The 22,346-nt window shown below is 60.7% G+C and carries 9 protein-coding genes; 5 read left to right on the top strand and 4 right to left on the bottom strand.

Annotated features, from left to right (window positions below):
- Positions 1–85: 85 nt before the first annotated feature.
- Positions 86–2,380, bottom strand: a complete 2,295-nt coding sequence (locus tag ACM6I7_RS07555) for a fatty acid cis/trans isomerase (RefSeq protein ID WP_414888254.1) — start codon at positions 2,378–2,380, stop codon at positions 86–88.
- Between ACM6I7_RS07555 and ACM6I7_RS07560 the strand changes: the two genes are divergently transcribed.
- Complete coding sequence (locus ACM6I7_RS07560) at positions 2,280–2,531, top strand: hypothetical protein (protein ID WP_177325655.1); 252 nt, start codon at positions 2,280–2,282, stop codon at positions 2,529–2,531. The two genes, ACM6I7_RS07555 and ACM6I7_RS07560, sit on opposite strands and share 101 nt — an antisense overlap.
- A gap of 5 nt (positions 2,532–2,536) precedes the next feature.
- Entirely contained in the window at positions 2,537–6,247 is a 3,711-nt protein-coding gene (metH, locus tag ACM6I7_RS07565; RefSeq protein WP_414888255.1) for a methionine synthase, read from the top strand.
- A 50-nt stretch (positions 6,248–6,297) separates the two neighbouring features.
- Here the strand turns inward: metH and ACM6I7_RS07570 are convergent, their stop codons facing one another.
- Complete coding sequence (locus ACM6I7_RS07570; RefSeq protein ID WP_414888256.1) at positions 6,298–13,314, bottom strand: NEL-type E3 ubiquitin ligase domain-containing protein; 7,017 nt, start codon at positions 13,312–13,314, stop codon at positions 6,298–6,300.
- 178 nt (positions 13,315–13,492) lie between these two features.
- On the opposite strand from ACM6I7_RS07570, the gene ACM6I7_RS07575 reads away from it, so the two are divergent.
- The gene (locus tag ACM6I7_RS07575) at positions 13,493–13,711 is read left to right on the top strand and encodes a DUF2970 domain-containing protein (protein ID WP_007967863.1); all 219 of its coding nucleotides are present in this window, start codon (positions 13,493–13,495) and stop codon (positions 13,709–13,711) included.
- A 6-nt stretch (positions 13,712–13,717) separates the two neighbouring features.
- On the opposite strand, the gene ACM6I7_RS07580 is transcribed toward ACM6I7_RS07575, so the two are convergent.
- Positions 13,718–14,791 carry an ABC transporter substrate-binding protein gene (locus ACM6I7_RS07580; protein ID WP_414888257.1) on the bottom strand — a complete coding sequence of 358 codons (1,074 nt, stop codon included), beginning with the start codon at positions 14,789–14,791 and terminating at the stop codon, positions 13,718–13,720.
- 524 nt (positions 14,792–15,315) lie between these two features.
- On the opposite strand from ACM6I7_RS07580, the gene ACM6I7_RS07585 reads away from it, so the two are divergent.
- Both ACM6I7_RS07585 and ACM6I7_RS07590 read left to right on the top strand, forming a co-directional pair.
- Complete coding sequence (locus ACM6I7_RS07585; protein ID WP_414888258.1) at positions 15,316–16,974, top strand: nitrite/sulfite reductase; 1,659 nt, start codon at positions 15,316–15,318, stop codon at positions 16,972–16,974.
- Positions 16,958–17,452: a DUF934 domain-containing protein gene (locus ACM6I7_RS07590; RefSeq protein ID WP_098964198.1), complete on the top strand. Its 495-nt coding sequence runs from the start codon at positions 16,958–16,960 to the stop codon at positions 17,450–17,452. The genes ACM6I7_RS07585 and ACM6I7_RS07590 overlap by 17 nt, the downstream gene beginning before the upstream one ends.
- Positions 17,453–17,476: 24 nt before the next feature.
- Here the strand turns inward: ACM6I7_RS07590 and ACM6I7_RS07595 are convergent, their stop codons facing one another.
- Positions 17,477–22,330 (bottom strand): dermonecrotic toxin domain-containing protein, encoded by a 4,854-nt coding sequence (locus tag ACM6I7_RS07595; RefSeq protein WP_414888259.1) that lies wholly within the window; start codon positions 22,328–22,330, stop codon positions 17,477–17,479.
- Positions 22,331–22,346 lie beyond the last annotated feature (16 nt).

Here is a 22,346-nt window from a genome sequence, read left to right on the forward strand (position 1 = left end):
GACTGACGCCATCGCGAGCAGGCTCACTCCTACAGGGAATGTGCGGTGTTGCTTGGAATTGGGACAGCAGGTTGGTCTCAAACGATCAAAGATTCTGGTAGCGATTCATGTCCAGCACGCCCTCTTCCACCGGATCGGTTTCGTGGATGTATTGGCTCAGGTCGTGGAAATAGAACCAGAATTGCGGATGACTGCGGCGAATCCCCCAGCGTTCGACGATTTTCTCGAAACGATCGGCATCCTTGGCATTCTCCATGGCATCGACAAAGGCCGGCACTTGTTCGGCTGGAATGTTGAAGATGAAATTCGGATAGCTGCTCAGTACGCCCGGGTAGATGGTCAAGGTGTCCAGCCCTGGCTGATAGCGCAGCGACTCGCCCAACAGGAACGCCACGTTACTGTGCGCACGGTTGCGCAGCAGGCTGTACATCTCGCGTTTGCCGCTGCGAGATTCGATGCGCAGCATGGTTGCTTCCGGCAATTGGTCGATCACCTTCAAACCGCCGGCCGGACGCGAGGTCAGGCGACTGAGTGCCTGCTCGGCGTTCTGTAGCGCCGGGTCGATATTCGGTCGCGAGCAATAGGCGCCGTCACAGCGATTGATCGGATCCGGCCGCGCATTGAGGTCGCCGTAACGCGCCAGCAACTGCATGGCGAAGTCGTATTTCGGGTCCTTCGGATCGAGTTTCAGCGCGGTCGGCTTGTCGTCGTCAATGGCTTCGTAGTCGAGCCACATCTTGAACTGGCCACTGCTCTGATACCAATCGTCGAGGTAGTCCTCGCGGGAATCGGCCGGCATCAGGCGCAGGAAGTTCTGCTCGGCACCGTTGCGGATCAGGTCGAAATACAGACGAGTCTGCGCCTGATGGGAGACGTTGCCGAACACATCGAAGTTGACCGCCAACTGATAATAGGTGCGCTCCAGCAGTGGATAGTCGAACAGCCACAGGGTCTGTGGCACTTCGCCGATCAGGCCTTTGGTCACCGACGCACTGTCGAAGTGGCGGAAAATGCTCAGCAGCGCGTTGTCGTTACCGGCCCACAGGGTTGACCAGCTCGGCGCCGGCAGTTCGGCGTAACTGTCGCGGCGCAGGGCTTCGTATTCGTTGCGCTTGTTGCGGTAGTTGTGCCACAGGCTCAGCACACTGCCGACGTCGTCGTTCTGCCCGGGCATTGCCAGCAACGGCGTGGCCTGGCCACGATAGTTGGGATCGGTGATGTACAGATCGTGTTCCGGCGCCTGGAACAGCGCCCAGAAGTTATCGCGGATCACATCCGTCGCAATCTGCCCACGGCACACCGGCCCGCGAATGAAGGTGCGGACGAAGTATTCAGCGTTATCGAGCATGAACTGATAACGCGCCTGCGCCGGAATCGCCTCGAAGGTGGCGAACGGGTTGGCTCGGCTCTGCGGGCCGTAACCCGGCAGCGCGTTGACCTGCCAGTTGCCGCTGTAGAACAGACTCTTCACCCGCGCCATCTTCGCCGCACTCAGCGGATAGGTGATGTGGGTCTTGTGCACGATTACCCCTTGCACCGGCCACAAGCGGTAATACACCTGAGTGCCCGGATCGTCATTCGGGCGGCGGGTGGCGATCAGGTCGATCGGCTGCCCTGTCGGCGTGCGCGAACGCACCCACTGGAAGTAGTGCCCCGGCTCGCCGTCCTTGAAATAGATATGCGCGAGGAACCAGTGTTCGAACAGCCAGCGCCCGACCAGACTCTGCCGCGCCCCCGGCGCATTGAGCAGGTTTTCCCACTGGACGATTTGCAGCGCTTCCTTGGCGCTCGGCGCCAGCCCCTGCTCGTCGATCGGCGCACCGGACGCCAGCCAGCGCTGCAGGGTCTGGTATTGCTGATCGGTCAGCCCGGTCACCGCCAGCGGCATGCCTTCTTTCGGGTGCGCGCCGGCATAGCCGTCAAACTCGGCGGGCATCGCGCACATGTTTTCCCGTTGCAGGCCGAGGACGATGTCTTCCGGCAGCTTGGCATTCGGGGTCAGCGGGGTTTTGTGTCCCAGTTCGAGCATCCGCGCCATCAGCGCCGCCTGGCTGCCCTGGGCATCGAGTACCGAGTAGAAGCCTTTCTGCTGCCAGGCACGTTTGCCGAAGGCGTCGTAGAACAGCCGCGTGGTCGGCGCCGCCTGAGTGCGTTCGCCGTCGTAGACCGGCATCTTGCTCGCGCCCCGCCCTGCGCCTTCGCCGCTGCCCAGATTGAGCTGGCACGCCGAGTCGTAGCAGGCGTGGCAGGCCACACACTTCTCGGTGAAGATTGGCTGGATGTCACGCGTATATGAAATAGAAGGTGAGATCGCGGGTTCCTGCGCAATGGCGCCCCAGCTTAAGAACAGCAAGAAAATGCTGATGACGCGGTACGACATGCCCATGATCCCGATCGTGAAAAAAACGCCCGCGATTCTACAGTATGACGCTCGTACCAACATGAACGATATTCATGCAAAAGCAGCACGTGCTCCAAAAGCGCACAGGTTTGTTATGATCCCGGCCCTTCGTCATGGTCTTTTCGAGTAGTCCCAATGTCCGATCGCAGCGTCCGCCTTCAAGCTCTCAAGCAAGCCCTCAAAGAGCGCATCCTGATTCTCGACGGCGGCATGGGCACGATGATCCAGAGCTACAAGCTCGAAGAGCAGGATTATCGCGGCAAACGCTTCGCTGACTGGCCGAGTGACGTCAAGGGCAACAACGACCTGCTGGTGATCACCCGTCCGGACGTGATCGGCGGCATCGAAAAGGCCTATCTGGATGCCGGCGCCGACATTCTGGAAACCAACACCTTCAACGCCACGCGCATTTCCATGGCCGACTACGGCATGGAAGAGCTGGCGTACGAATTAAACGTAGAAGGCGCGCGACTGGCGCGCAAGGTGGCCGACGCCAAGACCGCCGAGAACCCGGACAAGCCGCGCTTCGTCGCCGGCGTGCTCGGCCCTACCAGCCGCACCTGCTCGCTGTCGCCAGACGTGAACAACCCCGGCTACCGCAATGTCACCTTCGATGAACTGGTGGAGAACTACACCGAGGCCACCAAGGGCCTGATCGAGGGCGGCGTCGATCTGATCCTGATCGAAACCATTTTCGACACGCTCAACGCCAAAGCCGCGATCTTCGCCGTGCAAGGGGTGTTCGAAGAGCTGCACATCGAACTGCCGATCATGATTTCCGGGACCATCACCGATGCGTCCGGCCGCACCCTGTCGGGCCAGACCACCGAAGCATTCTGGAACTCGGTGGCCCACGCCAAGCCAATCTCGGTCGGCCTCAACTGCGCGCTCGGCGCCAGTGAGCTGCGCCCCTACCTGGAAGAGCTGTCGAACAAGGCCAGCACTCACGTTTCCGCGCACCCGAACGCCGGTTTGCCGAACGAGTTCGGCGAGTACGACGAGTTGCCGGCGCAAACCGCCAAAGTCATCGAAGAATTCGCCCAGAGCGGCTTCCTCAACATCGTCGGCGGTTGCTGCGGCACCACCCCGGGCCACATCGAAGCCATCGCCAAGGCCGTGGCCGGTTACGCACCGCGGCAGATTCCGGACATCCCCAAGGCCTGCCGCCTGTCGGGCCTGGAACCGTTCACCATCGATCGCAGCTCGTTGTTCGTTAACGTCGGCGAGCGCACCAACATCACCGGTTCCGCCAAGTTCGCCCGTCTGATCCGTGAAGACAACTACACCGAAGCCCTGGAAGTCGCCCTGCAGCAGGTCGAGGCCGGCGCGCAGGTGATCGACATCAACATGGACGAAGGCATGCTCGATTCGAAGAAGGCCATGGTGACCTTCCTCAATCTGATCGCCGGTGAACCGGACATTTCCCGCGTACCGATCATGATCGACTCCTCGAAATGGGAAGTCATCGAAGCCGGTCTGAAGTGCATTCAGGGCAAGGGCATCGTCAACTCGATCAGCATGAAAGAAGGCGTCGAGCAATTCATCCATCACGCCAAGCTGTGCAAACGCTACGGCGCGGCGGTGGTGGTGATGGCGTTCGACGAAGCCGGCCAGGCCGACACCGAAGCGCGCAAGAAAGAAATCTGCAAACGCTCCTACGACATTCTGGTCAACGAAGTCGGCTTCCCGCCGGAAGACATCATCTTCGACCCGAACATCTTCGCCGTGGCCACCGGCATCGAAGAACACAACAACTACGCTGTGGACTTCATCAACGCCTGTGCCTACATCCGCGACGAGCTGCCGTATGCGCTGAGTTCCGGCGGCGTGTCCAACGTGTCGTTCTCGTTCCGTGGCAACAACCCGGTGCGTGAAGCGATTCACTCGGTGTTCCTGCTGTACGCGATCCGCGCCGGCCTGACCATGGGTATCGTCAACGCCGGTCAGCTGGAAATCTACGACCAGATCCCGCAGGAGCTGCGCGACGCCGTCGAAGACGTGATCCTCAACCGCACGCCGGAAGGCACCGACGCCCTCCTCGCCATCGCTGACAAGTACAAGGGCGACGGCAGCGTCAAGGAAGCCGAGACCGAAGAGTGGCGCAGCTGGGACGTCAACAAGCGTCTGGAGCACGCGCTGGTGAAGGGCATCACCACCCACATCGTCGAAGACACCGAAGAGTCGCGCCAGTCGTTCGCCCGCCCGATCGAAGTGATCGAAGGCCCGCTGATGTCCGGCATGAACATCGTCGGCGACCTGTTCGGCGCCGGCAAAATGTTCCTGCCGCAGGTGGTGAAATCCGCCCGCGTGATGAAACAGGCCGTAGCGCATCTGATCCCGTTCATCGAACTGGAAAAAGGCGACAAGCCGGAAGCCAAGGGCAAGATCCTGATGGCCACGGTAAAAGGCGACGTGCACGACATCGGCAAAAATATCGTCGGTGTGGTGCTGGGTTGCAATGGCTACGACATCGTCGACCTCGGCGTGATGGTCCCGGCGGAGAAAATCCTCCAGGTGGCCAAGGAAGAAAAGTGCGACATCATCGGCCTGTCCGGGCTGATCACTCCGTCGCTGGACGAGATGGTCCATGTTGCCCGCGAAATGCAGCGTCAGGATTTCCATCTGCCGCTGATGATCGGGGGCGCGACCACGTCCAAGGCGCACACCGCAGTGAAGATCGAGCCGAAGTACAGCAACGATGCGGTGGTCTACGTCACCGACGCCTCGCGTGCGGTCGGTGTGGCGACGCAGTTGCTGTCCAAGGAACTCAAGGCCGGTTTCGTCGAGAAGACCCGTCTGGAATACGTCGATGTGCGTGAGCGCACCGCCAACCGCAGCGCCCGTACCGAGCGCCTGAGCTACGCGGCGGCGATTGCCAAGAAGCCACAGTTCGACTGGGCCAACTACACGCCGGTCAAACCGATCTTCACCGGCACCCGCGTGCTGGACAACATCGACCTCAACGTTCTGGCCGAGTACATCGACTGGACGCCGTTCTTCATTTCCTGGGACCTGGCCGGCAAATTCCCGCGCATCCTCGAAGACGAAGTGGTCGGTGAAGCGGCCACCGCGCTGTACAAGGACGCGCGCGAGATGCTCACCAAGCTGATCGACGAGCAGCTGATCAGCGCCCGTGCGGTGTTCGGTTTCTGGCCGGCCAACCAGGTGCATGACGACGACATCGAACTGTACGGCGATGACGGCAAGCCGATGGCGCGCCTGCATCACCTGCGCCAGCAGACCATCAAGACTGACGGCAAGCCGAACTTCTCGCTGGCCGACTTCGTTGCACCGAAAGACAGCGAAGTGACCGACTACGTCGGTGGTTTCATCACCACCGCCGGCATCGGCGCCGAAGAAGTCGCCAAGGCCTATCAGGATGCTGGCGACGACTACAACTCGATCATGGTCAAGGCACTGGCCGACCGTCTGGCCGAAGCCTGCGCCGAATGGCTGCACCAGCAAGTGCGCAAAGAGCACTGGGGTTACGCCAAGGATGAGGTGCTGGACAACGACGCGCTGATCAAAGAACAGTACTCCGGTATCCGTCCGGCACCGGGTTATCCGGCCTGCCCGGATCACACCGAGAAGGCCACGCTGTTCACCCTGCTCGATCCTGAAGCCAGCGAAATGCGTGCGGGCCGCAGCGGCGTGTTCCTCACCGAGCATTACGCGATGTTCCCGGCGGCGGCGGTCAGCGGCTGGTACTTCGCTCACCCGCAAGCGCAATACTTCGCCGTCGGCAAGGTCGACAAGGATCAGGTGCAGAGCTACACCTCGCGCAAAGGTCAGGAACTGAGCGTGACCGAGCGCTGGCTGGCGCCGAACCTCGGTTACGACGAATAAGCGCAGCGCTCAGTCCCCGAACCTCCCGGGGACTGACCGTTCAGCGGGTTTTACCCGCCTGACAGTTGCCCGGACGTACCGGGCATTTGTGCGTTGCCGGCAGACAAACCGATCCGTTCGATCTCCTCTCGCGACAATTCGATGAGCCTGGCATTTCGCGCGGCCGCCTGGTCGAACAACCTGCTCAGATACAGCGGATCGTCAGCACTCAGACCTTCGTCCTCGCCCTCCTCCATCAACTGCAGTTCATCCATTTGCCTGAACGCTTCGGGCTGCTGCTCCTTGAGATAGTCCAGCCAGTAATCGCGCTGGATCAGGTCCTCCAGAAATCTCTCGGAACGTTCCGCGCTGACCACCTCGGCCCGCGCATTGACCAACTGCTGCGGGGTGACACCGGAGGCAAATTTCATGTTTTTCGGCTGCCCGGGCAATTCCAGTCCATCGTCCCAGCCCCCGGTCAGACCGATCCGGTAACCGAGGCGGACTTCGGCTTCGTCGAAACCACTGCGCGCCGCCGCCGCTTTTGCCAGCTCATCGACCTTGTCCAGCCGAAACAGCTGCCGCGACAGCGACAACAAGGCCTCGCCGCGGATTCCCGGACGGCCGGCCGGTAAATCGATCAAGGCGTTGTAAGTGAAGACCTTGCTCTCCAGACCACTGAACGTAAGGATGCGCCCGTCCACGCAAGTCCCGTGTGTGGCCGAGCCGGCGAAAATCACCTCGCGCAGCTCACTGTTGGCGGCCGCCGCCTCCATGACCATCCACACCCGTCGCGTCAGATCGGCGTTGGCTACGCGAAACTCCTGGGTGTCCTGCAATCGGTCAAGCAAATGGAAGAATGCCGCGCTATCCGGTTCCGCCGCCAGTTGATCCCAGAGTTTGTCGCGTACGGACGCCTGCTCCGCCGGCAGATTCACCAGCCACGGCGCCTTCTGTTGCGCATGGGCCTGTTCGCCCGGCAGGGTTTCGTCGGACTCGATGCTGTCGGTGGTTTCACTGAGCCCGCCGGCAACGTCGTCAGCCATTTCCTCCAGATCGGAACTGGAGAAACCGAGCACTCGCAGGCGATTACCCGCAGCCTGATAGGTTCTGAGCCTTTCAAGCGACTCCTCCGACAGGTTGTAGTTGTCAGTCAGGTCGGTGCCGTCCATCAGCTCATCGTGCTGACCGTCCAGCGCCTGTTCGGGGATGGCGGTGATGTCGTTGCGACTGAGGTTGAGTGTCCGCAGGTGCTGCGCATCCAGCGTCCCGGCCGGCCATTCGGCCAGGTTGTTATTACGCAGATCCAGACTTTGCAAATGCTCGAAGTAACTGACGTCGAACGCATCGAGAGGGTTGTAGCCCAGGTCCAGTGCCTGCAGATGCTGCAGACCGGACAGCGCGGCATACAGATGCTCGGTGTCACTGAAGTTGTTGCTGGCAAGCTCGAGTCGCTCAAGCTCCGGCATTTGCCGGACGGCATCAGGCAGCGCTGTGAGCTCATTGCCATTGAGGGTCAGACTGCGCAGGCGGGTGAAAGCCTTGAGAAAGCCGTTGCTGCCCTCGGCCGTCACTCGTGTGCCTGTCAGGTTCAAACTGCCGACATGCCCAAAGTCCTCAGGCAGCGGCGGCAGATCGCCCAATTGCAGGCCGTTGAGATCCAGAACCGCATCGACCCCGGCAACCGATAACCGTGCGCGCCAGCAGATGAGGATGCGCCACGCCGCCAGGCTGCGTGATTGCGAGGAGATAACCCAATCGACGCCACGGGTTTCCCGGGTATACAGCCAGCCATTGAGTTGGCGAACGAGGGTTTCAAAGGTCTGACTCCAACCGGTGATCCGCTCGCTGATCTGCACTTCGGTCGCACCCTCATTGCGCAGCGCCTCGATCATTTGCGTGGCTTGTTCATCGCTAAGGGCCGGCTGCACTCGCTGCAGGTCCTGGCGCATCCGTGTCAGCCCGGTACTGACCGGCGCCTGCGTCAGCGGCAGCAACTGGCGGGCCACTGATACACCGTTCTCTGCCGGCGGAAAGGTCGCCGGCACCGGCTGCCGGGCAAACGCATCCAGTGCGCCGGCAGGCAGGCCGAGGGTGTCTTCGAGCCGCCGTTGGGCCAGACGCAGTTCAGCCGACGCCGCGGCGGTCAGCGGCGTACCGGTCAGGTTGGTATTGAGCAGTGCGGTGCTTTCAAGCACGGCAGGCGGCAGCGTGCTGATACGGGTGTCGCGCAGATCCAGCCACGCCAGTTGCGGCAGACCTTCGGCCCCTGTCGGCCACTGTTGCAGGTGCGTTGCCTGCAGGTCGAGGGCCTTCAAGCGCTGCAGGCTGCCAACGTTCATCTCGCTCAGCGGATTGTTCCGCAGATTCAACTGTTCGAGCGCAGGCAATTCACTCAATCCGCGCTCCAGGCCTGAAGCGTCGGTCAACTGGTTGTCGGCCAGATCCAGGTGCACCAGGCGCGAAAGGCTCTGCGACTCGATCGGCCATTCGTGCAAGGCATTGTCACTCAGATCAAGGGTTCGTACTTCGCTGAACGCACTGAGGAAACCGCGCATCTGCACGGCTGCAACGCGCTGGCCGTTGAGCAGCAGCGTGCGTACATGCGCAAATGCGTCAGCGGGTAACGCCGGCAGTTCGCTGAGCATCAGCCCCGACAAGTCCAGGGTCGAAGCACTGATGGTCGCGCCATAGCGCTTGAACATGCCCTTGCGCCAACTGGTTTTCAGGACATGGGCCAGGTTTGATCGCGCGACAAGTTCGCGCAGCGATTCTTCCGACACCACCACGCGCTGCTGCCACTGACTGAGCTGGCTATCCAGCGCAGCATATTGATCGCTCAAGGCATTGATCGCGGTGAAACGCTGCTGCTCATCCGGCCATTGCTCGAAGAAACGATTGAACACCCCCTCGGGCGACTGATTCACGCCCTCACCCAGGCGCCGCAACTCGCCGCGGCAATAATCCCTGACCATCGTCTCTCGATCGATCAGGTGTTCTGGATGGGTCTTGACGTATTCGTACACGCCCGTGAAGTTTTCCCGGGAGAATCTTGACCAGTCCAGCGACAGCCCCGACCAGAGTTTTCCATGCCCCTGCAACAGTGTTGCCGGCACGGTGCTGATTCCGGTGTCCCTGAGGTTCAGACGTTCCAGGGCCGGTAACTCCAGCGCCCCCGCAGGCCAGTCGAACAATGAATAGGCGACGATTTCCAGCGTGTGCAGATTACGCATGCCACTGACGTCGAAGGCCAGCGGCTGATAGCTCGAGGTGCTGACGCTCAATGCTTCAAGACGGGTCAGTTGAGCCAGGCGTGCCGGCATGTCAGCGGCAAAGGGCATTGCACTGTAAAGCGTCAGGTCAGTGAACTCCGGCATGTTCTGCAACGCCACCGGCACGTTGGTAAATGTTTCAGCGGTGGCATTGATGCGCAGCGCCTTGAGCCTGGGGAAACTGCCCAACAGTTCATCGACGTTGGCATCGGTGATGCACCGCCCCCTGACTCGCAGATCGCGCACATGCGAGAAGTCCGCCGTCAGCACCGGCAACGGGTCATCGCAGATCAGATCGAGGCGTGCCGCACTCACGTGACTATCGGCCAGCGGCGAATTGCGCCAGCTCTGCTTGAGGCTGCGCACCACGCTGAATCGACCGCCGATCATCGACTCCAGCGTCGACTCAGGGGCCGGCACACCTTCCCATTGCGCCAGCGACGATTCGAGTTCCTGCCATTCACGCAGGCGCCTTTGCAACAGCGCGTAGATCTGTGCGTCAGTCCGCCCGGCGGCCAACTGCTTGAGAATGAACCCGCCCGCCTGCTGATCCGTTAGCGCCGGATACACATCCTGCACGCGCGTCACCAGCAACGGATTGACGCCTTCGCCGCGACCGCTGGCGTAATAACCGAGCCCGTGCTGGCGTACCCGCACCGGCGCCTTGAAGCGTTGCTTGTGGCCATGGCGTCTGCTCGCCAGTCGAGCCAGTTCGGCACGGTGTCGGGCCACATACCGGATCAGTGCCCGACGCAGTCCGGCGCTACGCGCAACCTGGGTAAAACCCAGGGCCTGTCGCGACTGGTCGGGCAAGGCATGGAGGATTGAGGCAAAAAAATTGTCGCCGTGACGCGGAATGCTGTTCAGCTCTTCGCCGCGCTCGTTGTACGCCTGATAGACCGGCCCGCGCTTGACCAGATACTTGGTTTGGCCGGCACTTTCGCTGCCGACACTGTCAATCAACGGCCCGTCGAGGCTACCTTCGCGCGCCTGGAGACGCACCTCGTCCGACCAGCCCGACAGTCGTTCCAGGGCGCGCAAGGCCAGCCATTGGCTTTCGCTGCCACCCGAATTCTCCATGTGCAGGCCGGCGACCGCGTGGTTGAAGCGGCGTCGCCGGGCAAATTCACGGGAGATCTCCAGCAGCCGCAACGGCACCCGCTTGCCGCTTTGCAGGCGCGCCAGCTCCTCGGCGTTCGCCTCCAGCAGCACGCGGATTGCCGCCGAACTGCCCAACCCCGGTGTCGCGGCTTGCAGCCTGGTGATTCGCCGGTCGTTCAACGCGGGCTCGTCATAGAGCCTGTCGAACATCGCCGGTTGCCGGGTGCGCAGGTAATCGGCGATCTGTTTGCGCAGTTCCAGCGGCCGCGATTCGACCACGCGCGCCGGCTCGGCGCCCAGCAGCCAACGTGTTTGCGGCTCATCCAGCGCGGCCAGAATACGCTCCGGCAGTTGGCCGTCGAGCACTTCGGCGCGGGTCACCTGGATCGGTGTATGCGTCTGGCCCTCGATCAAGCCTGATTCTGCGCCGAACAGCCGGCTGGGGCCGGACAGCTGCGCTCCGTCGAAGACTTGCAAAATCTTTCCGCTCGGCCAGCGCGGCATTTGCGTGAGCATTGGCAGCGTCAGCAGATACGAATCATCCAGGGGGGTTCCTCGTTCGACCTGATCGATCAGCCGCCCGACCTGCTGATCCGCTTCATACAGGCGCAAAGTGTCGGCCAGGGCCAGTGGCGCCGGCTGATGCTCGAGGTGCATCTGACGCAGGGCATCATCACTGACACCACTGACATCGGCGATTTCGAGCAGTTGCGCATCCGAAAACGCCTCAGTCGAATGCCCGATGCGCCGCAGCAGGGTCAGTCGATCCCAGCTCAGCGGTCGCTCCAGGTTGTGGCGCCAGGCCCCCAGTCGATTGTGCTCAAGGATCGGTTGATACGCCGCAGGATCATGCGGGTGGCGGATGCGCCAGCTTTTCAGGGTCTCGTCGTAGTGCGTCTGGTAGAACTTGCCTTGCTGGCGAATGAAGGTCTTGCCGTCGAATCGATACACGCCCTGCGCATCAGGCACGGCACTCGCCGGCAGGACACTGTCGCTGACATAAGCATCAAGGTCAGGCTTCCACAGGCGGACCGAGCCATCAGGTCGCTCGACCGGCTGCAGATGCTCGATCACGGGCTCGGCGGAGGCCGCCTGGAGTCGGCCTGCGCCCTTGCCGACCGCGCCCATCACGCCAATCAGCGCCAGGTTCTGCGCGACATCGACCAGATGCGCCTTGGCAGCCTGGCGATCACCTTCCGACCATTCGATAGCGCCTTCGAATGATTCATAGAGCAGTTGCCCGGCCATCACGGTCATCATGATTTCGCCCAGTACCGGGACGAACATCGACACCATGTTCAACGCCATCATGCCGAGTTCGAGCAGATGACTGAGTTTTTCTGCCCGTACCCGGGCGTCGACGTCTGCTGTGGGGACGGCGTGGGCCTTCGCATCGGCGATAAATTTGGCCTGGTGCTGCTCATAGAGGTACTGCCACAGATCGGTGTTGTCGGCCCAGATCCCGGCCACGCCTTTGCGCGTGGTCGGCAACGGGTCGAGAAACGGGTCAGTCTGCGGCTCGCGCTTGCCGGGGGCTTCGGGTGGCAGCTCCTTGATTCGCGCGATGGTCGACAGTGGCGGTATCAGCTGTGCAACCTTGACCCAGATCGAATGCAACGGGTCACTCGGGGAGTCCGCAGCCTTTTGGGTGAACTGACTGAAATAGTAAGGACGGTCGGCATAGGCCACGAACTGACTGAAAAACTGCTGGTAAGCAGTCGGTCCTTGCGCGGGAGTCGTAGGATCAGTCGCGGTGAACTTGCGTTTGAACACCTCACGCATCTGCGCCATGGTGTAGCGCTTGAGCGGGTGTTGCGGGTCATGGGGAATGTAGACGATGAACTCGTTGGTGTAGCGGTAGCGCTCGCTGATGCTGAACACCACGCAACCGGTCATCCGCCGCTTCATCAGGCTCAGGTCGCGAAACCACACGGCCTTGCCGCCGAGCTGCGGATGGATCTGGCCGTCCACCACCGACAGAATCATCCGGTAGTCGGCGGGCTCGATGTCCTGTTTCAGCAGCGCCCATTCAGCGGCGGCACGCAACGCGGTTTTCTGGCTGGCAATGAAGTGCCGGCGCAAGGTGTCGGTTTTCTCGAAAAACGCTTTGATCCTTGCCTGATAACGGGCACCGACGTCCAGCGAACGACACAGCGTCAGAAACTGCCTGACCGTGATGCCGATGTCTACGGCCTGAAACTCGCCCGGGGTTGCCGTCTCGACCACGAAACCGGATCTGGCGTGATAGGCACCTGCTTCACATTCCGAAGCCTCGAAGTTGTGCAATGCCGCTTGCAGCAAGGGCAGCTTCAACACTTCGAACGTGGAAACTTCAACTTCCAGCACCCCGAGTTCGAGGGGCCGTCTGAGACACAGCAAGGTTTTGTCGAGATCGACCGTCACGTTGAACTGGTTCTTGAGTGCCTTGCCGAGCAGCGCCTGGGCAAATGCATCGACGCTTTCAAGGCCGGCCATGGTCTTGTCGAGTCGGCTCTGGGCGACAAAGGCCGCCGTGACCCGGTCTTTCAAGGCTTGTTGCTGATCATTCGAGAAATGGTGATAGCCGTGCGCTGGCCGGGTACTGGCCACTTTCATCGCGGCTCGCCGCTCGGGTGAAGCGGCAATCAGCCAATCGGGGATCAGCTGCTCCAGCAGCTTGCCGTGAAGGCTGGCGCTGACCGGTGCGCGGGGCAATGTCGGGGGATGAGTGGACATCCTGTCTCTCCTGAAAAATGGGAGGACAGGACACCATGTCCGCCACGGTGATCTGCGGTACATAGTTATCGTATTGGCGCGGACGTGTTACCGGACAAGTCAGGAACCCGCGTGCGACCCACGGCACAACCCGCTGGATTGACTATGCTGTCGGGACAGCCTTTCGGACGGGGGATTTATGGACGATCCAGTCGACAACAAGCCACCGAGCTTCTGGCAGATGCTGCACAGCGTGATGGCTGCCGCATTCGGCGTGCAAAGCGGGAAGAACCGGGCAAGGGACTTCACCCATGGCAAGCCCAGCCATTTTGTGATCCTGGGGATCGGCTTCACCGCCGTGTTCGCTTTGACGCTGTTTGTCATCGTCAAGCTGGTGCTGCATTTCGCCGGGGTCTGACAGGGTTCAGTGCATCAGGATCTGCAGGCTGAACGGGTAGCGATAGGACGCGGGACGCTCCTTGGCCGACAACTTGCGAAAACTCACGCCGTAATCCGGCGCGGCGCCCATGGCCAGCATTTGCTGTGCCTGATGCTTGTCGATCAGTTGCAGCAGCGACAATTGCCGGTCACGTCCGCCATAACGATCCAGATCGACGCCCTGCTCATAATCGTGCAACTCCACCAGCGCCCACCCGCCGAGAGTGAAGTGACCGCCCACCAGCGCGCTCAAGCGTCCATCGACCACCGCCTGCAACGCCTCGGGCGAGGTGTTGACTGCGCTGAACAGCGCATCTTTGCCGGGGACTTTGCCGGCTTCGGCAAACGCATGCATGGCGCCGAAGGCCATTTCATCATTGGCTGCCCACACCAGCGACACCTTCGGATAACGGCTGACCAGTTGCCGCGCCTGCTCGTAGGCTCGTTGCCGGGTCCAGCCGCTGTACACCAGTTGCCGCAGTCGTACCTGCGGATACTCGGCCAAGGCGCGTTGCATGCCCTGCTCGCGCAATTGCGCTGACGGGGTGATCTTCAGGCCGGAAAACGCCAGTACTTCAATCTGTTCGCCCCGCGCCACCGGCGGATGCAGGCGAATCAGCTCCTTCATCATCAGGTAGCCGCCCTCCTCGTCATTCGGCACCAGGCTGCCGATGCGATCGGCACGCTCGCCGATCAGCGCCTGCTGATCGGGGGTGAGCACCGCGTTGACCATGAACAGCTTGACCCCGCTGCCCTCCGCCATACGCAGGATCTGCGGCGCCACGTACTGCTCGTTGACGAACACCAGGTAGTCGGGACGATTCGGTCCCTGCAAGGCAACTCTGGCCTGAGCCAGGGTGAATTCCGGCTGGCGCTGGGAATAGAGAATCTGCAAATCGACGCCCAGGTCGCGGGCGGCCGCCTGCATGAATTGCGAATAGCTGACCCAGAAGGCTTCCTGAGTTGACCCAGGATTGAGGAACAGCACCGACTCGGCCCGGGCCGCAGAGCCGAAAACCGCACCGAACAGCAGAACGCTGAGGTGGAAAAACTTCAACATGAATGATCCGGGCCCAAGGAAAAATGGCCGCGCATTATAGCCCTCGAACCAGCGACTATTGACGCCTGATCCCGTTTTTTGTCCGACAATCGTCGGAAGCGGGCCCGAATCGGTCGTTTACTGATGACTGACCCAGAATACCGCCGTCCCTACTACCAGAATAATCAGGAACAGAATGGCCCATGCATCGACACTGCTATCGCTTTTTCTTGCCTTGGTCGGATTGCTCATTGCATCGCCTCTTGTCGGTTTTATCGGTGATTGCAGAAAGACTCGATCACAGTTAAGACGATGATTGTCCCCGCGACAAATGTGGGTTAATCAACAACTATTCTCGTTAGGCGATTTGGTTCTTTACATATACTCAAACATCACTTTTGCGCATAACTGCAAACGGGTATATTGCCCCGGCTCCGTTAGGGAGTGCGCGGCCGTGCGCGCGTAATTGCCGAGGCACCATCGGACTCCAGCAAGCGAAAACGCAGCGTTTTCCGAGTAGCCCAAAGCCTGAGAACAGGACTTATATGTACGTATACGACGAGTACGATCAGCGGATCATCGAGGACCGCGTCAAGCAGTTCCGTGATCAGACCCGACGCTATCTGGCAGGCGAGCTGAGCGAAGAAGAATTCCGCCCCCTGCGCCTGCAAAATGGCCTCTACATCCAGCGTTTTGCGCCGATGTTGCGCGTGGCGGTGCCTTACGGCCAACTGACTTCCCGTCAGGTGCGCATGATGGCCAAGATTGCCCGTGACTACGACAAGGGCTACGCCCACATCAGTACCCGGCAGAACGTGCAGTTCAACTGGCCGGCGGTGGAAGACATCCCGGACATCCTCGCGGAACTGGCCACCGTGCAGATGCACGCGATCCAGACCAGCGGCAACTGCCTGCGCAACGTCACCACCGACCAGTTCGCCGGTGTCGCCGCCGATGAACTGATCGACCCACGCCCATGGTGCGAAATCGTCCGTCAGTGGACTACATTCCACCCGGAGTTCGCCTACCTGCCGCGCAAGTTCAAGATCGCCGTCAACGGTTCGACCGCTGACCGTGCGGCCATCGAAGTCCACGACATCGGCCTGGAGCCGGTCCACAACGCCGCCGGCGAGCTGGGCTTCCGTGTGCTGGTCGGCGGTGGCCTGGGCCGTACCCCGGTGGTCGGCGCCTTCATCAACGAATTCCTGCCATGGCAGGACCTGTTGAGCTACCTCGACGCCATCCTGCGGGTGTACAACCGTTATGGCCGTCGCGACAACAAATACAAGGCGCGGATCAAGATCCTCGTCAAGGCGCTGACCCCTGAAGTGTTCGCGCAGAAAGTCGATGCCGAGATGGAGCACCTGCGCGGCGGCCAGACCACACTGACCGAAGCCGAACTGCATCGCGTCGCCAAACACTTCGTTGATCCGCACTACAAGGCGCTGGAGAACCAGACTGCCGCCCTGGCCGAACTCGACAAAGAGCATCCGGGTTTCGCCCGCTGGCGTTCGCGCAACACCCTGGCGCACAAAAAGCCGGGCTATGTGGCCGTGACCCTGTCGCTGAAGCCGACCGGCGTTGCGCCGGGCGACATCACCGACAAGCAGCTCGATGCCGTCGCCGATCTGGCCGAGCGCTACAGCTTCGGTCAACTGCGCACGTCCCACGAGCAGAACATCATTCTCGCCGACGTCGAGCAGAGCCAGTTGTTCACCCTCTGGGGCGAGCTGCGTGAAGGTGGTTTCGCCACGCCGAACATTGGCCTGCTGACCGACATCATCTGCTGCCCGGGCGGTGATTTCTGCTCCCTGGCCAACGCCAAGTCGATCCCGATCGCCGAATCGATCCAGCGCCGTTTCGACGACCTGGACTATCTGTTCGACATCGGTGAGCTGGACCTGAACATCTCCGGTTGCATGAACGCCTGTGGTCACCACCACGTCGGCCACATCGGCATCCTCGGGGTGGACAAGAAAGGTGAAGAGTTCTACCAGGTGTCCCTCGGTGGCAGCGCCAGCCGTGACGCCAGCCTGGGCAAGATCCTCGGCCCGTCCTTCGCCCAGGACGACATGCCGGACGTGATCTCGAAGCTGATCGACGTGTACGTTGAACAACGTACCGAAGACGAGCGCTTCATCGACACCTACCAGCGTATTGGCATCGACCTCTTCAAGGAACGCGTCTATGCAGCGAATCATTAAGAACAACGAGGTGGTCGACGAAACCTGGCACTTGCTGCCCAAGGACGCGACCCTCGACGGCATCTCCAACTGCGACGACCTGATCGTGCCGCTGGCCCTGTGGCGCGATCATGCTCACGCGCTCAAGGCCCGCGACGGCGGGCTGGGTGTGTGGCTGGACGCCGACGAAGAAGCCGAGGAAATCGGTGACGACGTCGCGCAGTTCCAGGTCATCGCGCTGAACTTCCCGGCCTTCACCGATGGCCGCAACTACTCCAACGCCCGCCTGCTGCGCGACCGGTACGGTTTCAAAGGTGAACTGCGGGCGATTGGCGATGTGCTGCGCGACCAGCTGTTCTACATGCACCGTTGCGGTTTCGATGCGTTCGCCCTGCGCGCCGACAAGGACCCGTACGAGGCACTGGAAAGCCTGAAAGACTTCTCGGTGACCTACCAGGCCGCCACTGACGAACCGCTGCCGCTGTTCCGTCGCCGCTGACTCGAATACGCCTTGAGCACCTGCTCAAGGCGTACTTCTCTCCTCTTCTGTATCCGAACTGGCCAGCTCATTGGCCGGATGGCGCGCGAGTGCCTGATCGGTGAGTTGGCGAATCAGCGCCTGACGTTCATTTCTGAAATTGTCGTGAATCGCGTTCATCTGCACCGCTGCCTGATCGCGCGTCAGCTCCGCCTGCTCCTCCAGGCGCGCCAATGCCTGCGAGGTTCGAACATAGACAAGGGCGAAAGCGTCGGGGTAGGCCGATTCGAGAAACTCGACCCAGAATCGCTGGCCGATACACCAGTCGGGAAACGCCGAAGAGCCTTCGATACGCATGACGGCCTGATAAGCCTGATCCAGTTCTACCTGCGATACCTCGACATTCAACGGGCTGCTCATCGCCCTTGGCTGCCCAGGCAAATTCAGGCGCTCCGCCAGCCCCACCCGATAGGCCAGACTGAATTCGAGCGCATGCTCGTAGACACTCGGTTGGGCGCGGGTGTTGATCTCTGCCAAGGTCTGCTCTTCCAGCGTTTGCAGGCGAAACAAGCCTCTGAGCAAATGCGTCAGTTGCCGCTCCAGCGGCGCGCCATCGATCCCGGCCGCGACCGTGGCTCGGTAACACAAAACCTGGACTTCCATCTCACTGAACACCGCGGAATAACCATCGACACTGGTGGCGACGCGCGCCGTGCGGAACAATTCGCTGCGCAACCGCGTGTCTTCAGCGGCCGCCTCGACCACATTCCACACACGCTGGCTGAAATACGGGTACAACCGGGTGTAATCGGCCGTGTGGATCAATTGTGAAAGTACATTGAAGAAATCCCGCGAGCCGGGCGCTGCCCTTACCGCCTCCCAGGTAACGCTACGCGGTATCGCTTCGACGGCAGGCCTGCCGGTCAGCCAGCGCGCACTCTGACCTTCATACGACACGCTGGGTAGCGGCTGGTGTTGATAGACCCGGGCCATTACACCGAAACTGACGCTGTTCGCCTGCTGATACGTCGCAATCTGTCGCAAGGCGTCAGGCGACAAGGGGTTACCCATCAGGCGAACGGCGCGGGTGACCACCAACGGAGCCCTGAGTACCGCCTCCGGCACCGTGCTTATCTGGTTATCGCGCAGATCGATCAGTTGCGGTCGTTGCAAACCGGTGGTTCCCTCGGGCCAATGATCGATTGCGCAACCGCGCAAGCGCAGTCTTTCCAGATCCGGCAGTGAGCTGACATCCGGGGCATGCGCAAGATCAACATTGAAGTCCAGGCTCAGCACCCGCAGCTTTTTCAATTGCGCCAGTGACGGCACCGATGCAGAAGATAGACGAATACGGTTCTCGCTCAGATCCAGATGCGTCAGCCAGGGCATGCGTTCCAATGTCACCGGTAACTGGGTCAATTGGTTCCCCCTCAGGGAAAGGCTGCGCAAATTTCTGAAATGACGCAAAAATGCCGTCAGCCCCAGCGGCGTAGTGCCGTCCATGATCAGATGCGTGACGTGGCTGAAATCCCCGACCAGCACTGGCAACTCTCCCAACGGCTCCGGGGCGAAAATCAAGGTGTCGGGTGGCGCGTCGCCCGAGGCCCCCGGTTCTCTGCGCCAGCAGCGGATGATCGCGCGCATGGCCCGGGACTTCGCCGACTGTGGAACATCAAGCAATGAGCCATCGATCCCGTTGTACTGCGTTTGCCGCGTCACCCAACGACTCAGGACTTCGCGAATACCGAGAAACTCCAGGCGCAGCAATTCCAGTTTCATCAGCACCAGGATCTCATTGCGGCCCAAGACGTTGAGTAGCGCATGGATCTGTGCAGGGGAATGGGCCGGGTAGAGTTCCTGAATACGGCGCACCATCACTGAAACGCTCACACCTGAGTTCGCCCATGGCCCCGCCGGGGGCCGGTCAGCCAGGGCCATCGGCGAATAGTCGCCGGGACGTTCGCCCATGGTCCTGGCAAACGTTGTTCGCCGCTGCATGGCAAGCTCGGTGATTTTCTCCCGTAGCCCGTTCGCCCCGGCCTCGATCGACAGGCCCAACGCGACCTTGCGTTGCGCCGACAACCCATGCCAGAGGGCCTGGAAATAATGCTCGCGGGTGCGCCCGGAAAATGTTTTCAGCGCAGCATCAGTACCCTGCAGAACGCTGATGCGGTTCGCCAACACATTGATGATCACCCGCTCACTGGATGAGCTTGACGCCGTCGTTGCAACACTGCCGTGACTGCCCGACCACTCCTGTATCTCGATCGCTGAAGCCCCTGACCAGCCCGGCAAATGTTCAAGGGTATCGAGCACCAGGCGATTGGTACTGTGACCACCGCCACTCTCCAGGTACAGGCCTTCATAGGCTCGACACACAGCAATCGCCTGTTGATAGCGGCGCACCTCCTGCGCCAGCCGCAATGGTACGCGGGCAGCGTCCAGCTCCTGCGCTTCGCCATCCAGGGCACTGCCCGCCAACTCCTCGGCAACACTGGCAGGCAGATCGGCAAAGGTCTTCATCAGCAACGCCACCCGACCATTGCTCGGCGCTTCGTGGCGTCGATAAATTCGCTGGAACAACGGCTCCCGTCGCCCTTGTGCCTGTTCGCCGACGATTTGCACCAGTTTGCGCGTCTGAACCGCCGAATCCTGGCTCGTCAAGCCGAGCAAGTTCTTGCGCCGCTGGCTGCCGAGTGCAGCCAGCAGAGAACGGTACAGTTTCCCTCGATGTACATCCTGCTGAGTTATCTTCAGGATCGTGGTGGCGTGGGTTGCGCCATAACGATTGATTGGCGTGCCCGCTGCATCGACGACACTAATGGCGCAGTCTGCCGGCCAACTGGCCGATGTCGTCAGCAGGTGCAATTGCAGGTCAGCATCCGCCATGGGGGCCGACAACGGGATCTGCAGTTGCTCGATAAACTCCGTCACCGCTGCATCGGCGCGAAATCTCCACACCGTGTCGAGCAGCAAGGCCGGCGGATGACCGCGATCTACATGGATCTGACGCAACACGCTGTCTTCGATACCGCTGACAGCCAGAGCCTGCAGCGCTCTGGCATCCGACAGCTCCTCGCGGGGATGGCCGAAGCGGCGCAGCAGTTTCAATCGATCCCAGTCCTGAACCAGCTCGCTGTCATGACGCCAGGCACCCCGATCGTTGGTTTCGAGCAGCGGTGCATAGCGGCTCGCCGATTCCGGCGGCGCCTGCACTTCCCACAGCCCGGTCTGAGGTTCGGGGCGCACTGCATAGTGCAGATCATCGAGCGTCAGGTACGCCTGGCCATCAACCCAACGCAAGCCGCGGCCATCGCGACGCACTCCGGCAGGCAAGGCCCGACGCTGTTGATACACGTGCAGGTCAGGCTTCCAAAGGCGAGGCTGCCCTGAAGCCAGTTTGACCATGCGCAAGCGCTCGATAAAAGCCGATGACCTGACGACTTTGAACGCTGTGCCTACCGCCCTGGTACTCGCAGCGAAAGCCGCCATCAGGATCAGGTTTTCGACGACATCGAAAAAGTAATCCGTCGCCTGCTCCTGCTCGCCTCTGGACCAACTGGCAATCCCTTCATAGACCTGCGAGAGCAACTGCACCGCGGTCACCGCCAACAGAGCCTCTCCGACTACAGGTATGAACGATACAGCGACCAACAGCAGGTCGACCCCGATTGCCTTATAGGTGTCCAGTCGGGCCAGCCGGGTTTTCTCGTCTTCATCGTCGGTTGGGACCACTACGAGCCGAGCGTCGGCCATGGTCTGTTCGGCGTGCTGGCGATACATCAGGGTGAACGGGTCGCCCGCAAAATCGATGCCGGACAACGTCACGTAGAACGCGGCGCGAGGCAGGATTGAATGACTGTGCGGATACAGACGCCCATCGAGTTCGGTCACCCACGCTGCGCGCTCACTGATCTTGATGAAGCGCATGAAGAATTGGCGAAACGCTGCGCCTTTCAACCGCTGGCTCAACTGTTTCTCGAAATCGCTGAAGGATGAATACTCCTTGAGCGGGTGCAACGGATCACCTGGCAGGTAAACAACGCATCGATAGTCGTCATCGGCGTGCTCACTCACCGGGCCGATAAACAGCACACCGTTAAGTGTGACACCCAGCATCTGCAAGCCCTGATAACCCAGGGTGTTGTTGCCCAGTTTGAGCGTGTCCTGGTTATCCTTGACTGCCTGCAACATCTCATGCACTTCGACACTGATATGTTTCTTCAGCAATGCGACGTGCCGATCCACTTCGAACCGACACCGCAGGTTCTCAGTAAACTTGCTGCGCAACGGATGGATCTCAGCATCCACATTGAAGACTGCACGAAGATGAGTCTGATATTGCTGGCCCAAGTCCAGGGTTCGACACAACAGCGCAAATTCATGGGGCTGGATCGATAATATATGCGCTTCTCGACCGGTTACTTTTTCGGGAATATAGATCAAGGAGGTATCGGTGTAATTTGTGGCCTGAGTCTCGCTGAGTTCGAAGTTTTCGCAGGCGGCCGTGAGCAGATCCCGATCAACTGGCAACACCAGTTTCCTGCGCAAGCCCAAAAGACTGGAGGTGGAGCGCACGTGCTGAAAAATCACCCCGACGATATCCAGCGAGTGGCCGAGCTTTTGCGACATGGCGCTGGCCAGTAACGGTGCGCAAAATTCTTCTGGAGACTTGAGGTCCTTCAGAAACGGGTCCATTTCACTCTGGGCGCGATGGCTGGCCATCACGCTTTGATAAAGTGTTTGACGCAGTTCATCCGATGCCGACAGCAGCCAGCCGGGAGCATTGTTCTTGATTAACTCAAAGAACATGCCTTTTTGTTCGGGTGTTAATACAGGCGCGACAGCCTGTACAGGTAAGGAAGACATACTGAATATCTCGAAAACTGAAAGTAGCAACAGCTTATCGAGCAGG

This window comes from Pseudomonas sp. IT-93MI4, assembly GCF_949767635.1.
Taxonomy (GTDB): domain Bacteria; phylum Pseudomonadota; class Gammaproteobacteria; order Pseudomonadales; family Pseudomonadaceae; genus Aquipseudomonas; species Aquipseudomonas putida_A.